This is a genomic window from Serratia sp. DFXYC6 (assembly GCF_057196085.1).
This window is the reverse complement of the sequence record NZ_JBXUNV010000003.1, coordinates 531545-552176: the sequence shown is the minus strand read 5'-3', so window position 1 is coordinate 552176 and position 20632 is coordinate 531545. Positions and strand designations below refer to the sequence as shown.

Genomic DNA, 20632 nt, shown 5'->3' with positions numbered 1-20632 from the left:
GGTGCATCCGGGAGGATTCGAACCTCCGACCGCTCGGTTCGTAGCCGAGTACTCTATCCAGCTGAGCTACGGATGCAAATGGCGGTGAGGCGGGGATTCGAACCCCGGATGCAGCTTTTGACCGCATACTCCCTTAGCAGGGGAGCGCCTTCAGCCTCTCGGCCACCTCACCATACGCTTCTTTCGAATTGTGCCTAACTTGCTTTGGAGAAGCTCATCGGCACTGCGTGGCGCACATATTACTTTCTCCGACTTTTAAGTCAAACAATTTTTCCCAACTCATGCGCGTTTGCACAATTCGCACCCAACATGGGCGATTTCACGGCAAAAAGGGCGTTTAATCAACAGGCAACCGCAACGTCTGCAGCAATAAAGCAGGAAACTCACCGGGAAAATAATCACGAAAAAGAGAGGGGAGAACGAAAGAAGTGGGTAAAACGATGCAGTAGCGTCTCGTCTGGCAACGAGACGCTGCTTCGGAATCAGTAAGTCGTCTGCTGAGACTTCTCTGCCTGAATGCGCTGATAGATTTCTTCACGGTGAACTGAAACCTCTTTGGGGGCGTTCACACCAATACGCACCTGGTTGCCTTTTACCCCTAGCACAGTGACCGTAACCTCATCGCCAATCATGAGGGTTTCACCAACTCGACGAGTCAGAATTAACATTCTTTGCTCCTTGAAAGATTAAAAGAGTCGGGTCTCTCAGTTTCCCCGTCATTATCCATCATATGTGGTGAAAACGTAAGCCGCGCAATCCACAATAAGTGTAAGCAGACTTGGTCCCACCTCAGATAATGGTAAGTTTAGCCGACCAGAAAAACTTTGTTCCCGCAATTGTAACTAAATTGTGTTAGCACAGTATGAAAACGCCATAATCAACAAAGTATTATGGCGTTTGTCCGTGCTATTTATTTATGTTCACAGCTTTGAGGCCACCCAGGCTTCTACGCTGTTTAACGCCGCTGGCAGAGCGTTGATATCCGTCCCCCCCGCCATCGCCATATCCGGGCGACCACCGCCCTTGCCGCCGACCTGCTGCGCCACGTTGCCGATCAACTCGCCGGCTTTCACGCGGTCAGTCAGATCCTTGGTCACGCCCGCGACCAGGCTGACTTTGTCATCAGCCGTCGTCGCCAACACGATAATGGCCGAACCCAATTGATTTTTCAGGTCATCCACCATGGTGCGCAGCATTTTGGCTTCGACATTGTCCAACTGGCTGACCAACAGCTTCACGCCGTTAACCAGTTTCGCCTGGCTGGACAGCGACGCGCTTTCCTGCGCCGCCTGCTGATCTTTCAGTTGCTGCAGTTCTTTTTCCAGCGCGCGGGTGCGATCGAGCACCGAGCGCACTTTATCGGTCAGGTTGTTGCTGTCGCCCTTCACCAACTGCGCAACGTCTTGCAACAAATCGCTTTGCTGGTGCAGCGTGGCGATAGCGCCTGCGCCGGTCACCGCTTCAATACGGCGGATGCCCGCCGCGGTGCCCGACTCGCTCAAAATGCGGAACAGGCCGATATCGCCGGTGCGGCTGGCGTGGGTGCCGCCGCACAGCTCGGTGGAGAAGTCGCCCATGGTCAGCACGCGCACGTTGTCGTCGTACTTCTCACCGAACAGCGCCATTGCGCCCTTCTCTTTGGCGTCTTCCAACGCCATCAGCTCGGTCTGCACCGGCAGGTTACGACGCACCTGCTGGTTCACCAGATCTTCCACCGCGCGGATTTGTTCCGGCTTCATCGCTTCGAAGTGCGAGAAGTCGAAACGCAGGTATTTGTCGTTAACCAGCGAGCCTTTCTGCGCAACGTGATCGCCCAGCGTTTGGCGCAGCGCAGCGTGCAGCAGGTGAGTCGCGGAGTGGTTCAGGCGGATGCTGTTGCGGCGCTCGGCGTCGATCTGCGCATCCACGCGATCGTTCAGCTTCAGCGAGCCCTGCGCCAGTTTGCCTTGGTGGCCGATAGCCTGACCGTATTTCTGGGTGTCATTGACCACAAACTCGGCGCCGGCGGCTTTCAGCACGCCTTTATCGCCGACCTGGCCGCCGGATTCACCGTAGAACGGCGTCTCGTCCAGCACCACCACCGCCTCTTCGCCGGCGTTGATCTGCTCGACCGGCTGGCCGTCACGGAACAACGCGATCACCGTCGCCTGCTGCTCGTCGTGATCGTAGCCACTGAACTGGCTGCTGCCATCCACGCGGATCAGGCTGTTGTAGTCGGCGCCGAAGCCGCTGGACTCACGCGCGCGGCGGCGCTGCGCTTCCATCGCTTCTTCAAAGCCCGCTTCGTCGACTTTCAGACCGCGCTCGCGGCAGACGTCAGCGGTCAGATCGACCGGGAAACCGTAGGTATCGTACAGACGGAAAGCGGTTTCGCCGTCCAGAGTATCGCCCTGCAGCTTGGCCAGCTCTTCGTCCAACAACGCCAGACCACGCTCCAGCGTGCGGGCAAACTGCTCCTCTTCGGTTTTCAGCACCTGCTCCACCAGCGATTGCTGGCGTTTCAGCTCGTCGGCCGCCGGGCCCATCACTTCGATCAGTGGCGCTACCAGTTTGTAGAAGAAGGTATCTTTCGCGCCCAGCATGTTGCCATGACGGATCGCGCGGCGAATGATACGACGCAGCACGTAGCCGCGGTTTTCGTTAGACGGGATCACGCCGTCAGACACCAGGAAGGCGCAGGAACGAATGTGGTCGGCGATAACGCGCAGGGATTTGTTATCCAGATCGGTCGCGCCGGTCACTTTCGCTACGGCGGCGATCAGGGTACGGAACAGGTCGATCTCATAGTTGGAGTTCACATGCTGCAACACCGCCGCGATGCGCTCCAGACCCATGCCGGTATCCACCGAAGGTTTCGGCAGCGGCAGCATGGTGCCGTCGGACTGACGGTTGAACTGCATGAAAACGATGTTCCAGATCTCGATGTAGCGGTCGCCGTCTTCTTCCGGGCTGCCCGGAGGGCCGCCCCAGATGTGATCGCCGTGATCGTAGAAAATCTCGGTGCACGGGCCGCATGGGCCGGTATCACCCATCTGCCAGAAGTTATCTGAAGCGAAAGGCGCGCCCTTGTTATCGCCGATGCGGATAATGCGCTCGGCCGGTACGCCGATTTGCTTCTGCCAGATGTCGAATGCTTCGTCATCGGTTTCATACACGGTGACCCACAGTCTCTCTTTCGGCAGGTTGAACCAGTTTTCACCGGTCAGCAGTTCCCACGCGTAGCTGATCGCGTCGTGCTTGAAGTAATCGCCGAAGCTGAAGTTACCCAGCATTTCAAAGAAGGTGTGGTGACGAGCGGTATAACCGACGTTTTCCAGGTCGTTATGCTTGCCGCCTGCGCGCACGCAGCGCTGCGAGGTGGTGGCGCGGGAATAGGCGCGTTTGTCGAGCCCCAGGAAAACATCCTTAAATTGGTTCATGCCGGCATTGGTAAACAGCAATGTCGGATCATTGTTAGGCACCAGGGAGCTGCTTGCTACAACCTGATGACCCTTACTATGAAAGAAATCGAGAAACGCTTGACGGATCTCAGCGGTGCTCTTGCTCATAATTTTCCTGGAAAGGCTAGAATAACGACACGTGAGCCGGTGGCGCGTCATCCCGACGATGACAACCAGCCCACGAACAAAAAGTGGGGATAAGATAAATTTTCTTCAGAGGGAAGTAAAACCCCGTGTGCGCTCATTGCGCAAAATCACGGTAAATTGACTGAATTTCTTCCTGGAAGAAGCCGCGATAGAGCAGATAACGCTGCACTTTGGCTTTCTCTTTCCAGTCGGTTGGCAACGCATCGCCAAATTTTCGCTGCGCCACCTGTTTCGCCTGTTCGCACCAGTCGATATCGCATTCCGCCAACGCGTCCTGCACCAGCGCTTTATCCACGCCCTTTTGCATCAGTTCGCTGCGGATACGCTGCGCGCCATAACCCTTGCGGCTGCGGCTACCGATGTAGCTGTGTGCGAAACGCTTATCATCCAGCCAGTTGTGCTGGTAACAGTAGGCGATAACCTGATCGATCAGCGCAGGATCCACCGGCTCTTCAGCTACCGGCGGCGGCGATGTCGGCGCATGCGGCCCCTTACCGCCAAACCGGGCTTTCGCCACAAACGGCTGCGCCGCAAGTTTGCGGCGCAGTTCAGCTTCACTATGATCGCGTTGCGACAGCAGGCGCATGGCGCGGCTTAGCAAGTCATTCATCATTCAAGCCTGAATTCAGAGGATATGCGCCACATAAACGGCGGCGCACATCTTCAGCGATTAGAACTGCTCGCTGGTTTCCGCTTCGTCATCTTCGAAGTCGTCACCGGAAGCAGCCACCAGCTCACCGCCGCTGTGCAGCAGCAGGTCGCGCAGCTTCTTGTCCAGCTCGGCGGCGATAGCCGGGTTTTCTTTCAGGAAGTTACAGGCGTTCGCCTTGCCCTGACCGATCTTCTCGCCGTTATAGCTGTACCAGGCGCCGGCTTTTTCGATCATCTTGTGCTTCACGCCCAGATCGACCAGTTCGCCGCGGCTGTTGATGCCTTCGCCGTACATGATTTGGAACTCAGCCTGTTTGAACGGCGCAGCGATTTTGTTCTTCACCACTTTCACGCGGGTTTCGCTGCCCACCACTTCGTCGCCTTCTTTGATGGCGCCGATGCGGCGGATATCCAGACGCACCGAAGCATAGAACTTCAGGGCGTTACCGCCGGTCGTGGTTTCCGGGTTGCCGAACATCACACCAATTTTCATACGGATCTGGTTGATGAAGATCAGCAGGGTATTGGCGTTTTTCAGGTTGCCGGCCAGTTTACGCATCGCCTGGCTCATCATGCGCGCCGCCAGGCCCATGTGCGAATCGCCGATTTCACCTTCGATTTCCGCCTTCGGCGTCAGCGCCGCCACGGAGTCGACGATGATGACATCAACCGCGCCGGAGCGGGTCAGCGCATCACAGATTTCCAGCGCCTGCTCGCCGGTATCCGGCTGGGAGCACAGCAGGTTGTCGATATCGACGCCCAGCTTTTTCGCATAGATAGGATCCAGCGCGTGTTCGGCGTCGATGAACGCACAGGTTTTGCCTTCGCGCTGCGCAGCGGCGATCACCTGCAGCGTCAAAGTGGTTTTACCGGACGATTCCGGGCCGTAGATTTCTACGATGCGGCCCATCGGCAGGCCGCCGGCGCCCAGGGCGATATCGAGTGACAGTGAGCCGGTGGAGATCGTTTCCACGTCCATGGAGCGGTCTTCACCCAGACGCATGATGGAGCCTTTGCCGAACTGTTTCTCAATCTGGCCCAGTGCCGCAGCTAACGCCTTTTGCTTGTTCTCATCAATAGCCATTTTTGCTCCTTCGTTTCGCAATGCCGGTGTTACCCCACACTGCCACTGAATGTATGTTGTGCAGGAAATGTCACTAATTATACTGTATGGTCATACAGTATCAAGCCTAATTTACAAAAATTCGTCGATGGCGGTTTGCAGCGCGAAAATCGTCGCCTGCAGCCGCACCGCATCGCGGTCGCCCTCGAATTGCATCTTGCGCGAAAGCCCCCGGCCATCGCTGCTGGCAAAGCCGAACCACACGGTGCCGACCGGCTTTTCCACGCTGCCGCCGTCCGGGCCGGCGATGCCGCTCACCGACAGCGCCAGATCGGCCTGCGCCGCCCGCAGCGCCCCTATCGCCATCTCGCGCACCACCTCTTCGCTGACCGCGCCGTGCGCCATCAACGTCGCTTCGCTCACCCCCAGCAGATCATGTTTCGCCGCATTGCTGTAGGTGACGAAACCGCGATCGAAATAGGCGGAGCTGCCGGCGATATCGGTGATGGCCTTGGCGATGCCGCCGCCGGTGCAGGATTCCGCGCAGGTGATCCAGCGGCCCTGCGCCTTCAGTTTTTCCCCCGCCAGCACGCTGAGCCGGCGCAGTTGGTTTTCACTCATAACCCCTCCCTCGCGAATTCAGGTATATGCGCCCGATAGTAGCATTTATCAAGGCGACGCGGCGGCCGGCGCGCAGAAATGCGCAGCGCCTCGCAGGAGGTGCGGTTTTAAGCGCCCGGCCAAGCTGCTAGTATCAAAAGAAGCGCCCCATTGAGCGGCGGCGCACCAGCACAAGGAACATCACGGAGGCGGCGCGCTGCGGCGGCGGCCTCAGGGCGCACCAGAAGAGATTAGGATGATAGCGTGAAAAAAACGTTGGGCGTATTCTTGCCGTTGTACACCACCACCCTGTTGCTGCTGTTGGGCTCAGGCCTGCTCACCACCTATGTCTCGCTGCGGCTGGCCTCCATCAACGTCAGCAGCGCGCTGATCGGCGCCATCATCGCCGCCAACTACATCGGGTTGGTGATCGGCGGCAAGGTCGGCCACTTTCTCATCGCCCGCGTCGGGCATATCCGCGCCTACGTGGCCTGCGCCGGCATCATCACCGCTGCGGTGCTGGGGCACGGTCTGACGGCGTTCATTCCCGCCTGGGTCGCGCTGCGTTTGGTGATCGGGCTGTGCATGATGTGCCAGTATATGGTGCTGGAAAGCTGGCTGAACGACCAGGCGGAATCCAACCAGCGCGGCATGGTGTTCGGCTTCTATATGGCGGCGACCTATCTCGGCATGTCGCTGGGCCAGGTAGTGCTGATGCTGCAAAGCAACCTGGGCATCACCACGCTGCTGGTGATCGCGCTGTGCTTCGCGCTTTGTCTGGTGCCCATCGCTCTCACCACCCGCACCAATGCGCGCCACATGTCGCCGGCCCCGATGGAGCTGCGTTACTTTGTCGGCGCCATTCCCAAGGTGCTGGCTACCACGCTGGTGATCGGCATGGTGGTGGGCTCGTTTTACGGCCTGGCGCCGGTCTACGCCAGCCTGCAATCCTTAACCACTCAGCAAACCGGCCTGTTCATGGCGCTGGCCATCTTCGCCGGGCTGGTGGCGCAGTTCCCGCTCAGTTGGCTGTCGGATCGCTATAATCGCCCGTTGCTGATGCGCCTCAACGCCATTTTTCTGATCGTGGCGGCGCTGCCGCTGGCGCTGCTGCCGCACATCGATTTCCCGCTGCTGCTGGCGGTCGGGTTCGTCGTCAGCATGTTGCAATTTACGCTCTACCCGTTGGCGGTGGCGCTGGCCAACGATCTGATCGAGCCGGAACGCCGCGTCTCGCTGGCCGCCTGTCTGCTGATGGCGTTCGGCGTCGGCGCCAGCATCGGGCCATTGGCGGTCGGCGCGCTGATCGAGCCGCTGGGCGGCAATATCCTGTACGCCTTTTTCGCCCTGTGCGGCGTGCTGCTGGCGGCCTTCAGCCGCACGGCGAAAGCGGAGGAACCGCAGTTGGCGCAGGACGCGCCGGTGCCGCACATTCCGCTGCCGGACAGCCTCACCAGCTCGCCGCTGTCGCCGGCGCTCAATCCGACCTTCGATGAACAGATCATTCACGACACCATGCCGCCGCCGGAAGCGGCGCCCGAGGTCGACGAGCCGCAGCCTGAAGCACAAGAGGCGGAGCCCTTGCCTCAGGGCGCCGATCCGGAAGAAGACACCGGCCTGAAAAAGGCGCACGCCATGCTGTAAACGGCGGCGTTACAGATCCTGGAAGGAGCCCAACAGAAAACCGCGTTCGGCGATCGCCGCTTTCAGCGTCGGCGCGGTCAACACATCCAGCTCGACGAGGCGCGGATGGCAGTATTGGCTCTGCAGGATCGTCGCGTCGAGGAACGCCGGGTGGCACATCATTTCCAATGATTCTGCGCCCTGCTCGTCGGCGCGCGCCAACCTTTGCAGGAACAACGTTTCGGAAATCGTCTCACCGTAGAATCCCGCGTCAAAAGCGTCAGTGCTATAGGGGGCATGCAGCGTGATGCCACGCCGTTTCGCCTCTTCGCGATCGAGACGCAGCGGCAGACCCTGCGCTTGCGCGAACGCCTCCACCAGCGGATAAATTTGCGGCTGCATATGCACATGGTGGTGGCTGTCGATATGCGTCGGCGGCCGGCCGAACAGCGTCACGAAGCGCGTGAACTGGCGCTGCAGCTCCTCGTGAATTTCGTCCAGCTGCAGCTCGCCGGCCTCGGCGCGGCGCCACAGCCATTTGCCCAGTTCGCCATGTTCGTTGACCAGCGAAGGCATGGCGCCCAGCGGCTTGCCATGGGTCAAAACGAAATGCAGCCCAATCGGCAACCCCGGATATTGCCGGCTGAGCGCCGCCGCGTGCTGCGCGCCGCCGCCGTTCACCATCGCCGTGGTGGAGGAAACGACGCCATGCTGATACGCCTCGATGACGCCATAGTTCTGCCCTTTGCTCAGGCCGAAATCATCGGCATTCACGATCAGTAGTTTTTCCATAGAGGCTCCCGCGGGATGGATTTTTGGCAAGGGAAGGCCGACCGCTCGGCGCGGCATTCCCCCTCGTTAAGGTAAAAATCAAATGATTAACCGACCGGCGCCCTGAAGCTCATCGGCATATCGGCGTTGATACTGATCGGGAGCGGCCCTAAAGAGGGCCGTAACACTTTTTTCGGTAGTTGCCTGGGGTCACGTCGGTGAGCCGCTTGAAGTTTTTAATGAACAAGCTGACGTCGCCATAGCCGGAATCGAAGGCGATGTCAGAGACCGAATAGTTGGTGACCTCCAGCTGCGTCTTGGCGAAGTTGATGCGGATCTCATTGATCACCTGCATCGGCGTCTTCTGGTAGTAGCGCCGCATCGCCCGGGTCAGGTACTCCTGGGTTTTCCCCGACAGCGCCACCATGTTCGCCAACGCCTTTTCGCCGAACATCGCCTTGTCATGCATGCCGGCCAGGGTGTTCTTCAGCCACTGCGGGATATCATCGCCGCCGTCGTTTTCTTCTTTATGGTGACGAATGCGGCTTATCACATAGAAGGTCAGCGTTTCGAGAAACTCGGCGAAATCATCCTCGCGAAACTGCGGCGAACTCACCACCGATTCGATATAGGCCAAAAACTCGCTTCTCAGGCTGTAGGCCTGCGAGGCGACAAAGCAACGCGGCAGCTGTTGCAAGTAATGTTCTTCAAAGAACGCTTTGCTGACCGCCACGTTGAAGATTTTCGTCGCGCCGAACTCGTAAAAGCTCTGGTGGTAGGAACCGATAGGGATAAAGACGAAATCCCCGCGCTCCAGCAGCACCCGCTTGCCGTTGATCTCCTGATAGCATTTGCCGCTCAGCACGATGGTGAACTCGTAATAGTCGTGCTGATGCAGCCCGGTGGCGCTTTCCACCTTGTTGTAGATGAACAGGTGAAAGTCTTTGCAGTTAAAGAAATCCTGCTCGCGAATCAGCTTCACGTCGTTGGCACTCAGCGAAATTCGGTTATCGGACACGGCGCCGGCCTCCCGTTAGTCAAATCCGTTGCGTCTGGCCGCCTCGGCAAACCAGTAACCGCTTTTTTTGATGGTGCGCCGCTGATCCGCCCGATCCAGCCGCACCAGCCCATAACGATTCTTGTAGGCATTCAGCCAGGACCAGCAATCGATAAAGGTCCACAGATGATAGCCCTTGCACTGCGAGCCTTCCGCCAGCGCGCGGTGCAGCCACTTCAGGTGCTCGCGAATAAAGTCGATGCGGTAATCGTCCTCCACCCGCCCATCGGCGCCGATAAACGCTTCTTCGCCCTCGACGCCCATGCCGTTTTCCGAAATATAACAGGGCAGATTGCCGTAGTTCTCTTTCAGATCCATCAGGATGTCGTACAGCCCCTTCTCATAGATCTCCCAGCCGCGGTGCGGATTGATTTTGCGGCCCGGCATTGCATAGTAACTGAACAAATCCTCCGGCGATGCGATCGGCCCCTCGGTGCGCCGTCCCTCTTTCGCCTGCACCCTGCGCGGCTGGTAATAGTTGACGCCAAGGATATCCACCACGCCGCCTTCGATCAGCTGCGCGTCCTGCGGTTCGCAGTAGGGCATCAGCCCATGCCGCTCCAGCAGGTGCAACAATGCGGCCGGGTAACGCCCTTTGGCGACCGGATCGAGGAAACTGCGATTGAGCAGCAGATCGGCGTCGTGTGCCGCCTGCCGATCCTCCGGCGCGTCGGAGCGCGGATAGGTCGGGCTCAGATTCAGAATGATGCCGATGCTCCCCGGCAGCCCCCGCGCTCTGAAACGCTGCACCGCCATGGCGTGCGCCAGTACGCTGTGATACGCCACGGTGACCGCCCGTTTGAAGTCCACCACGCAAGGGTAGTGCAGGTCATTCAGGTAACCGGCTTCCACCGGCACGATCGGCTCGTTGAAGGTAAACCAGTGGGTGACCCGATCGCCAAACAGGCCGAAACAGGTATCGGCGTAACGCGCATAGGCTTCGACCACCGCCCGGCTTTCCCAACCGCCGCGCTGTTGCATGCACAGCGGCATATCGAAGTGATAGAGATTGATAAACGGGGTGATGCCCTGCGCCAGCAGCTCGTCGATCATCGCGTTATAGAACGCCACCGCCTGCGGGTTCACTTCACCGTCGCCGTCCGGGATCAGCCGCGACCACGAGATCGACGTTCTAAAGGTATTGTGGCCCAGCGTTTTGAGCAGCCCGATATCGGTGCGGAAATGGTCGTAAAAGGTCGAGGCTTCGGTCGGGCCCACCCGCTCGTGAAAGCGCTCGGGCGCGATCTCGTACCAATAGTCGAAGATGTTGCGGCTCTTGCCGTCCCGCGCGGCCGCCCCTTCAGACTGTGGCGCGGAGGTGGCGCTGCCCCACCAGAACCCGTCGGCAAATTGATATTCCATACTCGCGTCCCTCGCGGGGCGGCCACACCGCCCCGTTCCACAGTTAGAATTTCAGCGCCTTGGCGATGTCTTCTTCGCTTTCCGTCGCCGCGTCGATCTGGCTCTGCGCCTTGTTGGAGATCGCCACGAACGGCAGATAGATCACGGTGGCGACCGCCAGGTTGAACAGGCTCAGCAACATGGCCATGATGCTGCCGTTGGTGTTGAAGAACGCCCCCAGGCCGACCGGCATGGTCCAGGGTGCGATGTTGGTGATCGGCGGGATCAGCCCGGAGTAGTAGGCCAGGGAGGTGATAATGGTCAGCACCGGCTGCACCAGGATGAACGGAATGAACATCACCGGGTTCATGATCACCGGCAGGCCGAACAGTATCGGTTCGTTGATCTGGAAGATGCCGGATGGCGTCGCCAGTTTGGCGACCTGGCGGTAATCTTCGCGGCGCGAGGCGATGAAGATGGCGATGATCAAGCCCAGCGTCGAGCCGGTGCCGCCGAGGTAGATGTAGGAGTCGACGAACGGTTTCGCCCACATGTGGAACTCTTTTCCGGCGGCCACCGCCGCTTCGACCGAACCGTATTTGTTGTACAGCTCCACGTTTTCCAGCGCGAACGGCGTCATGATGCCGCTGTCCAGGGCCGCCAGCGCCATGGAACCGTGCACCCCAAAGAACCACAGCAGCGAGGAGAACAGTACGTACACCCAGCCCACCACGCTGCCCATCTTGGCCAGCGGTGCCGAAATGCCGTCCATGATGATCTGGTGGAAGTTGGTGCCCCAGTGCGCCAGCGCGAACGCCACCAGCCCCATGATGGAGAGGATGATGAAACCGGGGATCAGCGCCGAGAAGGAACGCGACACCGAAGCCGGCACGCTGTCCGGCAGGCTAATCACCCAGTTGCGCCGCACGATGAAGGCAAACATCTCGGCCACCACCAGCCCAATCACCATACCGGAAATGATGTTGGCGCCGCCCAACCAGTTGGCCCCCACCGCATAGGCCTCGCCGACATTGAACGGTGTGACGGTCATAAAGGCCGCCACCGCCAGCAGCGCCGAAGCGAGCGGATCGACCTTTCGCTCTTCCGCCAACGCCATGCTGATAAAGAACGGCGTCATCAGGGACATGATCCCCAGCGTGCCGTTGTAAACGCTGCCGCCGATGCTCTTCAGACTATTCAGCGTCTCGATGGTAGAGGCATCCAACCTTACGCCCAGCGAATAGAAGAACGATCCTTCGCCGAAGCTCAGGAACACGTTGTTGATCAACACGAACATCGCCCCGGTCAAGGTCAGCGGCATCAGGCGGATAAAGCCATTCTTGATGGCGTTGACGTGGGGCTGCTTACCGATTTTTACGGCGAAAGGCAGGATAACCTTCTCGAGCGAGGCAATGAGGGTATTCACGGCGGCCTCCTGTTATTGATTGGCTTTCTTGATAGCGGCCACCGCGGCCTTCAGCACGCCCAGCCCATCGACCTTGCCGTACAGCAGCGGATCGATGACTTCCACAGGTTTGTTGGGCAGCTGTTTTTGCACTTCCGGCAAGGTGTAGGCGATCTGCGGCCCCAGCAGGATCAGATCCGCCTCAACGCCTTTCTCCGCAGCCAGCGCTTCCGGATAGGCGGCGATGATCACCGGCACTTCATATTTCTCGGCCTGCGCCTTCATTTTTGATACCAACAGGGAAGTGGACATACCGGCAGAACAAAACAGATAGATTTTTTTCTTTTCCATACCAAGCACCTCAGATAATCAAAAAAACCCCGTGTTATTTGTATGCCAGATGCAATCACGATTGCTTCACGCACATTCCTTATGAAAATTTCCGTCACGTTGCCCTGGTTACGGACAGTATACGGAGCATGAAAAACGGATCGGTAAGCCAGGAGGAGACATAACCGTCTCTCATTGACCTGACGGATTGACCCCCTTCACATTTCGCACAAAAAAATAGTGTGACCGGGCTCTCAAATAACCGATAAAAACTCGGAATATTCGTAATAAATATTAAAATAACAATTATAAACAGCAAGTTACAAACTCACCGAGAATTTAAGGGTTTATTTGCGCCTGAACAAACGAAAAGGGAATAAAAATAGTTCAAGCTTGATTCACTTACAGCTATCCGAACGCGATAGCCGGTGAAGAGGATTAGGTGGGCAGACGCAGCAACTCGATCACCGTGCTCAGCGCCACGGAATGATTCCTGCGGTTGGGGTAATAGAGGTAAAAACCGGTAAACGGCGCGCACCAGTCGGCCAACACCCGCCGCAGCCGCCCGCTCGCCAGGTGTTCTTCTACCTCTTGTTCGATGGCGAAAGCGATGCCGACGTGCGCCAGCGCCGCCTGCACCATCATCCTGCCGTCATCGAGTATCAACGGGCTGTTAACCGCCACGGAAAACCGCTGCTGGCCCTGCTGAAATGCCCATTTGTAGCGCTCGCCCGAAGAGGCCTTGCGCCAACCGATGCAGCGGTGCTGCAGCAAATCCTGTGGATGCGTCGGTTCGCCGTGACGTTGAAAATAGTCCGGCGTGGCGACGATGGCGAAACGCAGATCCGGCGTCAGACGCACCGCGCGCATATCGTTGTGCAGATCCTCGCCGAGCCTAATACCGGCGTCAAAGCCCTGTTCGACAATGTTGGCAAACCCCTCGTCCGCCACCACTTCCAGCGTAATGCCGGGGTACTCGCAGGCCAACCGCTCCAGATGCGGCACGATGGCAAGATCGATGGCCGAACGCGGCGCGTTGATGCGCACCAGGCCGCGCGGCCCTTCGCGAAACACATTCAGGCTCTCCAGCGCGGCGTCGATGTCGGTAAAAGCGGGCACCAGCTGTGCCAGCAGATGCTCACCGGCCTCCGTCGGCGAGACGTTGCGGGTGGTGCGGTTTAGCAGGCGAATGCCCACCTGCGCTTCCAATTCGCGCAGGGTGTGGGTCAGCGTCGGCGGCGTCACGCCCAATCGGGCGGCGGCGCGGCGGAAGCTGCGTTCACTGGCGATAGCCACAAAGGCCGCCAGGCCGGACAGTTCAGGTTTTTTCATGCTATTGATATAAATTATCTAATAGTGAGATGAATTTTTAGCGGATAGTTATCCGTCATCTAACAACATAGCATTGCGATCGACCCCATTACCAGGTATCGATACGATGATTAATGCTACAGCTCCAACTCATGAAACGCCGCGCCGTCTGGCGGACAAAGTCGTACTGGTGAGCGGCGGCGGCACCGGCATCGGCCGCGCCGCCGCGCTGGCCTATGCCCGCGAAGGCGCCAAAGTCGCGCTGGCCGGCCGACGCGCGGCGGAAATCGAAGCCACGGCGCGCGACATCGCGCTGGCCGGCGGCGACGCCCTGCCCATCGTGGCCGACGTCTCTCAGGAAGGCGATATCCGCCAACTGATCGCCACGGTGACCGCCCATTACGGCCGGCTCGACGTCGCCTTCAACAACGCCGGCATCATCGGCAACTTCGCCCCCATCACCGAGCAGACCAGCGAGGATTTTGACCGGGTTATCGCCATTAACCTCAGGGGCGTCTGGCTGGCGATGAAATATGAGATTGAAACCTTCCTGGCTCAGCGCTCGGGCGGCGTGATCATCAACACCTCCTCCTGGCTGACCCACGGCGCGCTGGCCGGCTCATCCAGCTACTCCGCCAGCAAGGGCGCGCTCGATGCGATGATCCGCGCGGTGGCGCTCGAGTACAGCGGCCAGGGCATCCGCGTCAACAACATCAACCCCGGCATCATCGACACGCCGATGGCACGCGGCAGCGTGGCTGACAGCGCAGCCTTCGCGCCCTTTATCGCCCATACGCCCGCCGGCCGCCTGGGTGAATCGGAAGACATCGGCGATGTGGCGCTGTGGCTGGCGACGGACGAAGCTCGCTTCATCACCGGCCAAAGCCTGCTGGTGGACGGCGGTTACACCATCGCCGGCATGCGTTGAGGAGACGAGGCCATGAACTACGTTCGGCTTGGCGACAGCGGCCTGAAGGTGTCCCGCCTCTGCCTGGGTTGCATGACCTACGGCGATCCGGCCTGGCGGCCCTGGGTGCTGAAGGAAGATGAAGCGCGCCCCTTTATCCGCGAGGCGCTGGAGGCGGGTATCAATTTTTTCGATACCGCCAACATTTACTCCGGCGGAGAAAGCGAGCGCATTCTCGGCCGCGCGCTGAGGGCGTTCGCCCGCCGTGAAGACGTGGTGATCGCCACCAAGGCCTACTTTCCAATGGACGCGCAGCCGAACAGCCGGGGGCTATCACGTAAGCACCTGCTGCACAGCGTCGACGCCTCCTTGCAGCGGCTGGGAACGGATTACCTCGATCTGTTCGTGCTGCACCGCTTCGACTCCGAAACGCCGATCGAAGAAACCGCCGACACCCTCGATGGCCTGGTGCGGGCGGGCAAGATCCGCTATCTCGGCGCCTCCTCGCTGCACGCCTGGCGCCTGATGAAAATGCTGGCCTTTCAACGTCAGCACCGCCTGGCGCCGTTTATTTCGCTGCAAAGCCAATACAACCTGGTGACGCGTGAAGATGAAGAGGAGCTGATCCCGCTGTGCCTGGAGGAAGGTCTTGGTCTGACCCCCTGGTCGCCGCTGGCCCGCGGCGTGCTGGCCGGCTCCGGCAGCGGCGGCACGCTGCGCGCCGCCACCGACGAACAGGCGCCCCGTTGGTACGGCGGCAGAAACGAGGTAGAACGCACCGTCGCGGCGGTCGCGGAGGTGGCGGCCGCGCGCAGCGTTCCACCAGCGCAAATCGCGCTGGCCTGGCTGTTGGCCAAACCCGGCGTGGCGTCGCCGCTGGTGGGCATGTCCAAGCCACATCATCTGCAGGATGCGCTGGCTGCGCTCGACCTCAGGCTATCACCGGAAGACGTGGCCGCGCTGGAGGCGCCAATGGCGCACGCTGTCCGCCCCGATCGCTGGTAGCCCCTTTTCCGTCATTCCAGGAGAGAAGACATGTCATATGCGCTTACCGCACGAGCGGTGTTGCTCGCCCTCGCTGCCGCATTCCCCCTTAGCGCTCCGGTGCAGGCTGCCGCCAGCGCAGACTGCGCCGCAAACAGCATGACGCTGCCGCCTGGCGCACTTTACCCCAACGGCATCGCCCGTGCGACGGACGGTACGCTGTATGTCGGCTTTGTCACCAGCGGCAACGTGCTGCGCAAGCGGCCGGGTCAAGCGTGGGAAACCTTTTTCCCCAGCGCTGACACGGTGTTCGCCTCAAACGCGCTGCGGCTGGACGAAAAACGTGGGCTGCTGTGGGGCAATTCGCCGGACTTCCTCTCCGGCGGCAAAACGCGCGCCAACCGCATCTATGCGCTGAACGTCGCCGATGGCACGCTCAACCGCAGCCTGGCGCTGCCGGCGGGCGAAATGGGCAACGATATCGTACTCGGCGCAGACGGTACGGTGTATGTGACGGAAACCCGCGGCGGCGGCATCCTGCGCCTGCGGCCGGGCGAGACGGCATTCCGTACGCTGTTTCAGGATGCGCGGTTGGCGGCCCCCAGCGGGCTGGGCGCCGCCGGCATCGTGCTGCTCGACGATCGGCTGATGGCTGTCGCCAATTTCGGTACCGGTAAGCTCTACACCCTCAGTTATAACGCTCCAAAGCCGCAGCTGACGGAAATGCAGCTGCCGCGCCTCATCGAAAACCCGGACGGAATGGGATTGGCGCCGGATGGCGCGCTGATCGTGCTGGAAAACGGGATCCAGAGCGGCCAGGGGCGGATCCTGCGGATCCCGTCACCCAAGGCGGCAGGCATGCACCGGATTGAGGTCTTGCGCGAAGGCATGGAATCGCCGGTCAACCTGACTATCACTCCGCAAGGCTGCGCCTTCGTCAGCGAATCGCGCATCCGCCACCGCCTGCTGCCCGGCCATGAAACCGAAGTGCCCGACAGTTTCCGCCTCTATCAACTGCCCTTGCCTCTCACCGCCGCACAATAACCTCTACGCCGCCTCAGCGGGCGGCGACACTTGCGTTGTTGCCCGCAGGCGAACGACAATCTCGCTTCGTTGCAAACCGGCCTTGCGCAGCGCTTCCCATTTTTACCTGTGACAGCCGATTGCCCGCTGGGCTAGTATAAGCGTCTGTGCAAACCTTGGGTTTGAACACGCCGTTTGGCGTTTTGATGACTTGATTTGCGCCGCCCGCCAAGCGCTGAATGGGGTGGCGCCTGCTGAAACAATGTGATAGCGAATGACGACAATGAAAATCACAGTTCCCTTTACATTCAATGGATTGGAAAAATAATCGCATGAATAGCACCGATAAACTCGATTCGCACACGCCGATGATGCAGCAGTACCTGCGCCTCAAGGCCCAGCATCCTGAAATCCTGCTGTTCTATCGCATGGGCGACTTCTACGAGCTATTTTACGACGACGCCAAGCGCGCTTCCCAACTGCTGGATATCTCGCTGACCAAACGCGGCGCCTCGGCGGGCGAACCGATCCCGATGGCCGGCGTGCCGCACCACGCAGTGGAGAACTACCTGGCCAAGCTGGTGCAGCTCGGCGAGTCCGTCGCCATCTGCGAGCAGATCGGCGATCCGGCCACCAGCAAAGGGCCGGTCGAGCGCAAAGTGGTGCGTATCGTCACCCCCGGCACCATCACCGACGAAGCGCTGCTGCAAGAACGCCAGGACAACCTGCTGGCGGCGATCTGGCAGGACGCGCGCGGCTTCGGCTACGCCACGCTGGACGTCAGCTCCGGCCGCTTCCGCGTCGCCGAGCCGCAGGATCTGGAAACCATGGCCGCCGAGCTGCAGCGCACCAATCCGGCCGAGCTGCTCTATCCGGAAACCTTCGAACACATGGCGCTGATCGAACAGCGCCACGGCCTGCGCCGCCGCCCGCTGTGGGAATTCGAGCTTGAGACCGCACGCCAACAGCTCAACCTGCAGTTCGGCACCCGCGACTTGACCGGCTTCGGCGTCGAGCAGGCGCACCAGGCGCTGCGCGCCGCCGGCTGTCTGCTGCAGTACGTCAAAGATACCCAACGCACTTCGCTGCCGCACATTCGCGGCATCACCATGGAACGCCAGCAGGACGGCATCATCATGGATGCCGCCACCCGCCGCAACCTGGAGCTGACGCAGAGCCTGTCCGGCGGCAGCGACAACACGCTGGCGGCGATCCTCGACCGTACGGTCACGCCGATGGGCAGCCGCATGCTGAAACGCTGGCTGCACATGCCGACCCGCGACATCAAGGTGCTGACCGCCCGCCAGCAGGCGATCGGCGCATTACAGGAACTGTTCGCGGATCTGCAGCCTTCGCTGCGTCAGGTAGGCGATCAGGAACGTATTTTGGCGCGTTTGGCGCTGCGCACCGCCCGGCCGCGCGATCTGGCGCGCATGCGCCATGCTTTCCAGCAACTGCCGGACATCCGCACGCTGCTGCAGGATGTGAAAACGCCGCACGTGCAGCAGCTGCTGTCGCAGGTGGGCCAGTTTGACGAACTGCGCGAGCTGCTGGAACGCGCGGTCATTGAATCACCGCCGGTGCTGGTGCGCGACGGCGGCGTGATCGCCCCCGGTTACAACAGCGAACTGGACGAGTGGCGGGCACTGGCCGACGGCGCCAGCGACTACCTCGATCGGCTGGAGATCCGCGAGCGTGAAAAGCTGGGTCTGGATACGCTCAAGGTCGGCTTCAACGGCGTACACGGCTATTACATTCAGGTCAGCCGCGGTCAAAGCCACCTGGTGCCGATCCACTATGTACGCCGTCAGACGCTGAAAAACGCCGAGCGCTACATCATCCCGGAACTGAAAGAGTACGAAGACAAAGTGCTCACCTCCAAGGGTAAGGCGCTGGCGATCGAGAAAAGCCTGTACGACGAGCTGTTCGATCTGCTGCTGCCGCACCTGGCGGAACTGCAACAAAGCGCCGCCGCGCTGGCCGAGCTGGACGTGCTGGCCAACCTGGCCGAGCGCGCCGATACCCTGAACTACGCTTGCCCGACCATGAGCGAGCAGCCGGGGATCCGCATTACCGAAGGCCGCCATCCGGTGGTGGAGCAGGTGCTGAGCGAGCCGTTTATCTCCAACCCGCTCACCCTGTCGCCGCAGCGCCGCATGCTGATCATAACCGGTCCGAATATGGGCGGTAAAAGCACCTATATGCGGCAAACGGCGCTGATCGTGCTGATGGCGCACATCGGCAGCTACGTGCCGGCCACCAAGGCCACCATCGGCCCGGTGGATCGCATCTTCACCCGCGTCGGCGCGGCGGACGATCTGGCTTCCGGCCGCTCCACCTTCATGGTGGAGATGACCGAAACCGCCAACATTCTGCACAACGCCACCGAGCACAGCCTGGTGTTAATGGATGAAATCGGCCGCGGCACCTCCACCTACGACGGCCTGTCGCTGGCCTGGGCCTGCGCCGAGAACCTGGCCAACCGCATCAAGGCGATGACGCTGTTCGCCACCCACTACTTCGAGCTGACGACCCTGCCGGAGAAGATGGAAGGCGTGGTCAACGTGCATCTGGATGCGCTTGAACACGGCGACACCATCGCCTTCATGCACAGCGTGCAAGACGGTGCCGCCAGCAAAAGCTATGGCCTGGCGGTCGCCGCACTGGCCGGCGTGCCGCGCGACGTCATCAAACGCGCCCGTCAGAAACTGCGCGAGCTGGAATCCATCTCCAGCCACACCGCGTCGGGCAGCGTCGATGCCACCCAGATGACGCTGCTGCAGGAAGAGACCTCGCCGGCAGTAGAAGCCCTGGAGGCGCTTGATCCAGACTCCCTGTCGCCTCGACAGGCGCTGGAATGGATCTACCGGCTGAAAAATATGGTGTAATCTGGCGCCAAACGCGGGCATAAAAAAACGGTGAGCATCATGCTCACCGTTTTTATTTGATGCGGTTCAACAACCGGCGTTATTCGCGGAACAGCGCCTCAATGCTCAGGCCCTGCATCTGCAAAATCTCACGCAGACGGCGCAGACCTTCTACCTGAATCTGACGGACGCGCTCGCGCGTCAAGCCAATCTCCCGGCCTACGTCTTCCAGCGTCGCCGCTTCATAGCCCAGCAGGCCGAAACGACGCGCCAACACTTCACGCTGTTTGGCGTTCAGTTCGAACAACCATTTGACGATGCTTTGCTTCATATCGTCATCTTGCGTGGTGTCTTCAGGCCCGTTGTCCTTCTCGTCGGCCAGAATGTCCAGCAGCGCTTTCTCCGAATCCCCGCCCAGCGGCGTATCCACCGAGGTGATGCGCTCATTCAGGCGCAGCATGCGGCTGACGTCATCCACCGGCTTGTCGAGTTGCTCGGCAATTTCTTCAGCGCTCGGTTCATGATCCAGCTTGTGGGAAAGCTCGCGCGCGGTGCGCAGATAGACATTCAGTTCTTTGACGATATGGATAGGCAAACGAATGGTACGGGTTTGGTTCATGATCGCCCGTTCAATCGTCTGACGGATCCACCAGGTTGCATAAGTGGAGAAGCGGAAGCCGCGTTCCGGGTCGAATTTTTCCACTGCGCGAATCAGACCGAGGTTACCCTCTTCGATCAGATCCAGCAGCGCCAGACCGCGGTTGCTGTAGCGGCGGGCGATTTTCACCACCAGCCGCAGGTTGCTTTCAATCATGCGGCGGCGGGACGGCACGTCACCGCGCAGAGCACGCCGCGCAAAATAGACTTCTTCCTCTGCGGTCAGCAGAGGTGAATAACCGATCTCACCCAGATAGAGCTGCGTCGCATCCAATACGCGTTGCGTAACGCCTTGAGACAACAGCTCTTCTTCCGCTAAATCGTTCTCGCTGGTCTCTTCTTCTACCAGCGCTTTTTCATCAAACGACTCGGCCTCAGCTCCATTCTCGTCGAAATCCGCATCATCATGTAACTCGTTAACTTTCAGCGTATTTTGGCTCATATGCTGCTCCTAC

Annotated in this window: 17 protein-coding genes and 2 tRNA genes; 5 read left to right on the top strand and 14 right to left on the bottom strand. The window is 60.0% G+C overall.

Annotation, left to right across the window (positions count from 1 at the left end):
* Window positions 1-2: 2 nt before the first annotated feature.
* From AC2CGQ_RS18855 to pncC, 7 genes are all read right to left on the bottom strand, one after another.
* Window positions 3-76, bottom strand: a tRNA-Arg gene (locus tag AC2CGQ_RS18855).
* Window positions 77-79: 3 nt separating this feature from the next.
* Window positions 80-172: transfer RNA gene (locus AC2CGQ_RS18850), tRNA-Ser, on the bottom strand.
* A 310-nt stretch (window positions 173-482) separates the two neighbouring features.
* Window positions 483-668 (bottom strand): carbon storage regulator CsrA, encoded by a 186-nt coding sequence (gene csrA / locus AC2CGQ_RS18845; protein ID WP_004091602.1) that lies wholly within the window; start codon window positions 666-668, stop codon window positions 483-485.
* A 252-nt stretch (window positions 669-920) separates the two neighbouring features.
* Complete coding sequence (alaS, locus tag AC2CGQ_RS18840) at window positions 921-3548, bottom strand: alanine--tRNA ligase (RefSeq protein ID WP_004932534.1); 2628 nt, start codon at window positions 3546-3548, stop codon at window positions 921-923.
* Window positions 3549-3681: 133 nt separating this feature from the next.
* Window positions 3682-4197: a recombination regulator RecX gene (gene recX, locus AC2CGQ_RS18835; protein ID WP_075686330.1), complete on the bottom strand. Its 516-nt coding sequence runs from the start codon at window positions 4195-4197 to the stop codon at window positions 3682-3684.
* A gap of 60 nt (window positions 4198-4257) precedes the next feature.
* Window positions 4258-5322: a recombinase RecA gene (gene recA / locus AC2CGQ_RS18830; protein WP_004932541.1), complete on the bottom strand. Its 1065-nt coding sequence runs from the start codon at window positions 5320-5322 to the stop codon at window positions 4258-4260.
* A gap of 111 nt (window positions 5323-5433) precedes the next feature.
* Window positions 5434-5922 carry a nicotinamide-nucleotide amidase gene (pncC, locus tag AC2CGQ_RS18825; RefSeq protein WP_015376700.1) on the bottom strand — a complete coding sequence of 163 codons (489 nt, stop codon included), beginning with the start codon at window positions 5920-5922 and terminating at the stop codon, window positions 5434-5436.
* Window positions 5923-6165: 243 nt separating this feature from the next.
* On the opposite strand from pncC, the gene AC2CGQ_RS18820 reads away from it, so the two are divergent.
* Window positions 6166-7545, top strand: a complete 1380-nt coding sequence (locus tag AC2CGQ_RS18820; protein WP_242142030.1) for an MFS transporter — start codon at window positions 6166-6168, stop codon at window positions 7543-7545.
* Between the two features lie 9 nt (window positions 7546-7554).
* Here AC2CGQ_RS18820 and chbG read toward each other — a convergent pair whose 3' ends face one another.
* The 6 genes from chbG to AC2CGQ_RS18790 all read right to left on the bottom strand — a co-directional run bounded on the left by chbG (window position 7555) and on the right by AC2CGQ_RS18790 (window position 13760).
* The gene (chbG, locus tag AC2CGQ_RS18815; protein ID WP_021505307.1) at window positions 7555-8316 is read right to left on the bottom strand and encodes a chitin disaccharide deacetylase; all 762 of its coding nucleotides are present in this window, start codon (window positions 8314-8316) and stop codon (window positions 7555-7557) included.
* A 148-nt stretch (window positions 8317-8464) separates the two neighbouring features.
* Window positions 8465-9313, bottom strand: a complete 849-nt coding sequence (gene chbR / locus AC2CGQ_RS18810) for a transcriptional regulator ChbR (protein WP_015376697.1) — start codon at window positions 9311-9313, stop codon at window positions 8465-8467.
* A gap of 15 nt (window positions 9314-9328) precedes the next feature.
* Window positions 9329-10714: a glycoside hydrolase family 1 protein gene (locus AC2CGQ_RS18805; RefSeq protein WP_075686334.1), complete on the bottom strand. Its 1386-nt coding sequence runs from the start codon at window positions 10712-10714 to the stop codon at window positions 9329-9331.
* A gap of 43 nt (window positions 10715-10757) precedes the next feature.
* Window positions 10758-12119 (bottom strand): PTS N,N'-diacetylchitobiose transporter subunit IIC, encoded by a 1362-nt coding sequence (chbC, locus tag AC2CGQ_RS18800; RefSeq protein ID WP_004932557.1) that lies wholly within the window; start codon window positions 12117-12119, stop codon window positions 10758-10760.
* A 12-nt stretch (window positions 12120-12131) separates the two neighbouring features.
* Complete coding sequence (locus AC2CGQ_RS18795) at window positions 12132-12449, bottom strand: PTS sugar transporter subunit IIB (protein WP_004932561.1); 318 nt, start codon at window positions 12447-12449, stop codon at window positions 12132-12134.
* 417 nt (window positions 12450-12866) lie between these two features.
* Window positions 12867-13760, bottom strand: coding sequence for a LysR family transcriptional regulator (locus AC2CGQ_RS18790; RefSeq protein ID WP_015376695.1), 894 nt, complete (start codon window positions 13758-13760; stop codon window positions 12867-12869).
* A gap of 106 nt (window positions 13761-13866) precedes the next feature.
* On the opposite strand from AC2CGQ_RS18790, the gene AC2CGQ_RS18785 reads away from it, so the two are divergent.
* The 4 genes from AC2CGQ_RS18785 (at window position 13867) to mutS (ending at window position 19541) form a co-directional block, all read left to right on the top strand.
* Complete coding sequence (locus tag AC2CGQ_RS18785; protein ID WP_015376694.1) at window positions 13867-14667, top strand: SDR family NAD(P)-dependent oxidoreductase; 801 nt, start codon at window positions 13867-13869, stop codon at window positions 14665-14667.
* Between the two features lie 12 nt (window positions 14668-14679).
* The gene (locus tag AC2CGQ_RS18780) at window positions 14680-15651 is read left to right on the top strand and encodes an aldo/keto reductase (protein WP_015376693.1); all 972 of its coding nucleotides are present in this window, start codon (window positions 14680-14682) and stop codon (window positions 15649-15651) included.
* A gap of 30 nt (window positions 15652-15681) precedes the next feature.
* Window positions 15682-16674: an NHL repeat-containing protein gene (locus AC2CGQ_RS18775; RefSeq protein WP_230857974.1), complete on the top strand. Its 993-nt coding sequence runs from the start codon at window positions 15682-15684 to the stop codon at window positions 16672-16674.
* A gap of 311 nt (window positions 16675-16985) precedes the next feature.
* On the top strand, window positions 16986-19541 hold the full coding sequence (mutS, locus tag AC2CGQ_RS18770) for a DNA mismatch repair protein MutS (protein WP_484593818.1): 2556 nt from the start codon (window positions 16986-16988) through the stop codon (window positions 19539-19541).
* Between the two features lie 79 nt (window positions 19542-19620).
* On the opposite strand, the gene rpoS is transcribed toward mutS, so the two are convergent.
* Entirely contained in the window at window positions 19621-20619 is a 999-nt protein-coding gene (gene rpoS, locus AC2CGQ_RS18765; protein ID WP_004932578.1) for an RNA polymerase sigma factor RpoS, read from the bottom strand.
* Between the last annotated feature and the right edge of the window lie 13 nt (window positions 20620-20632).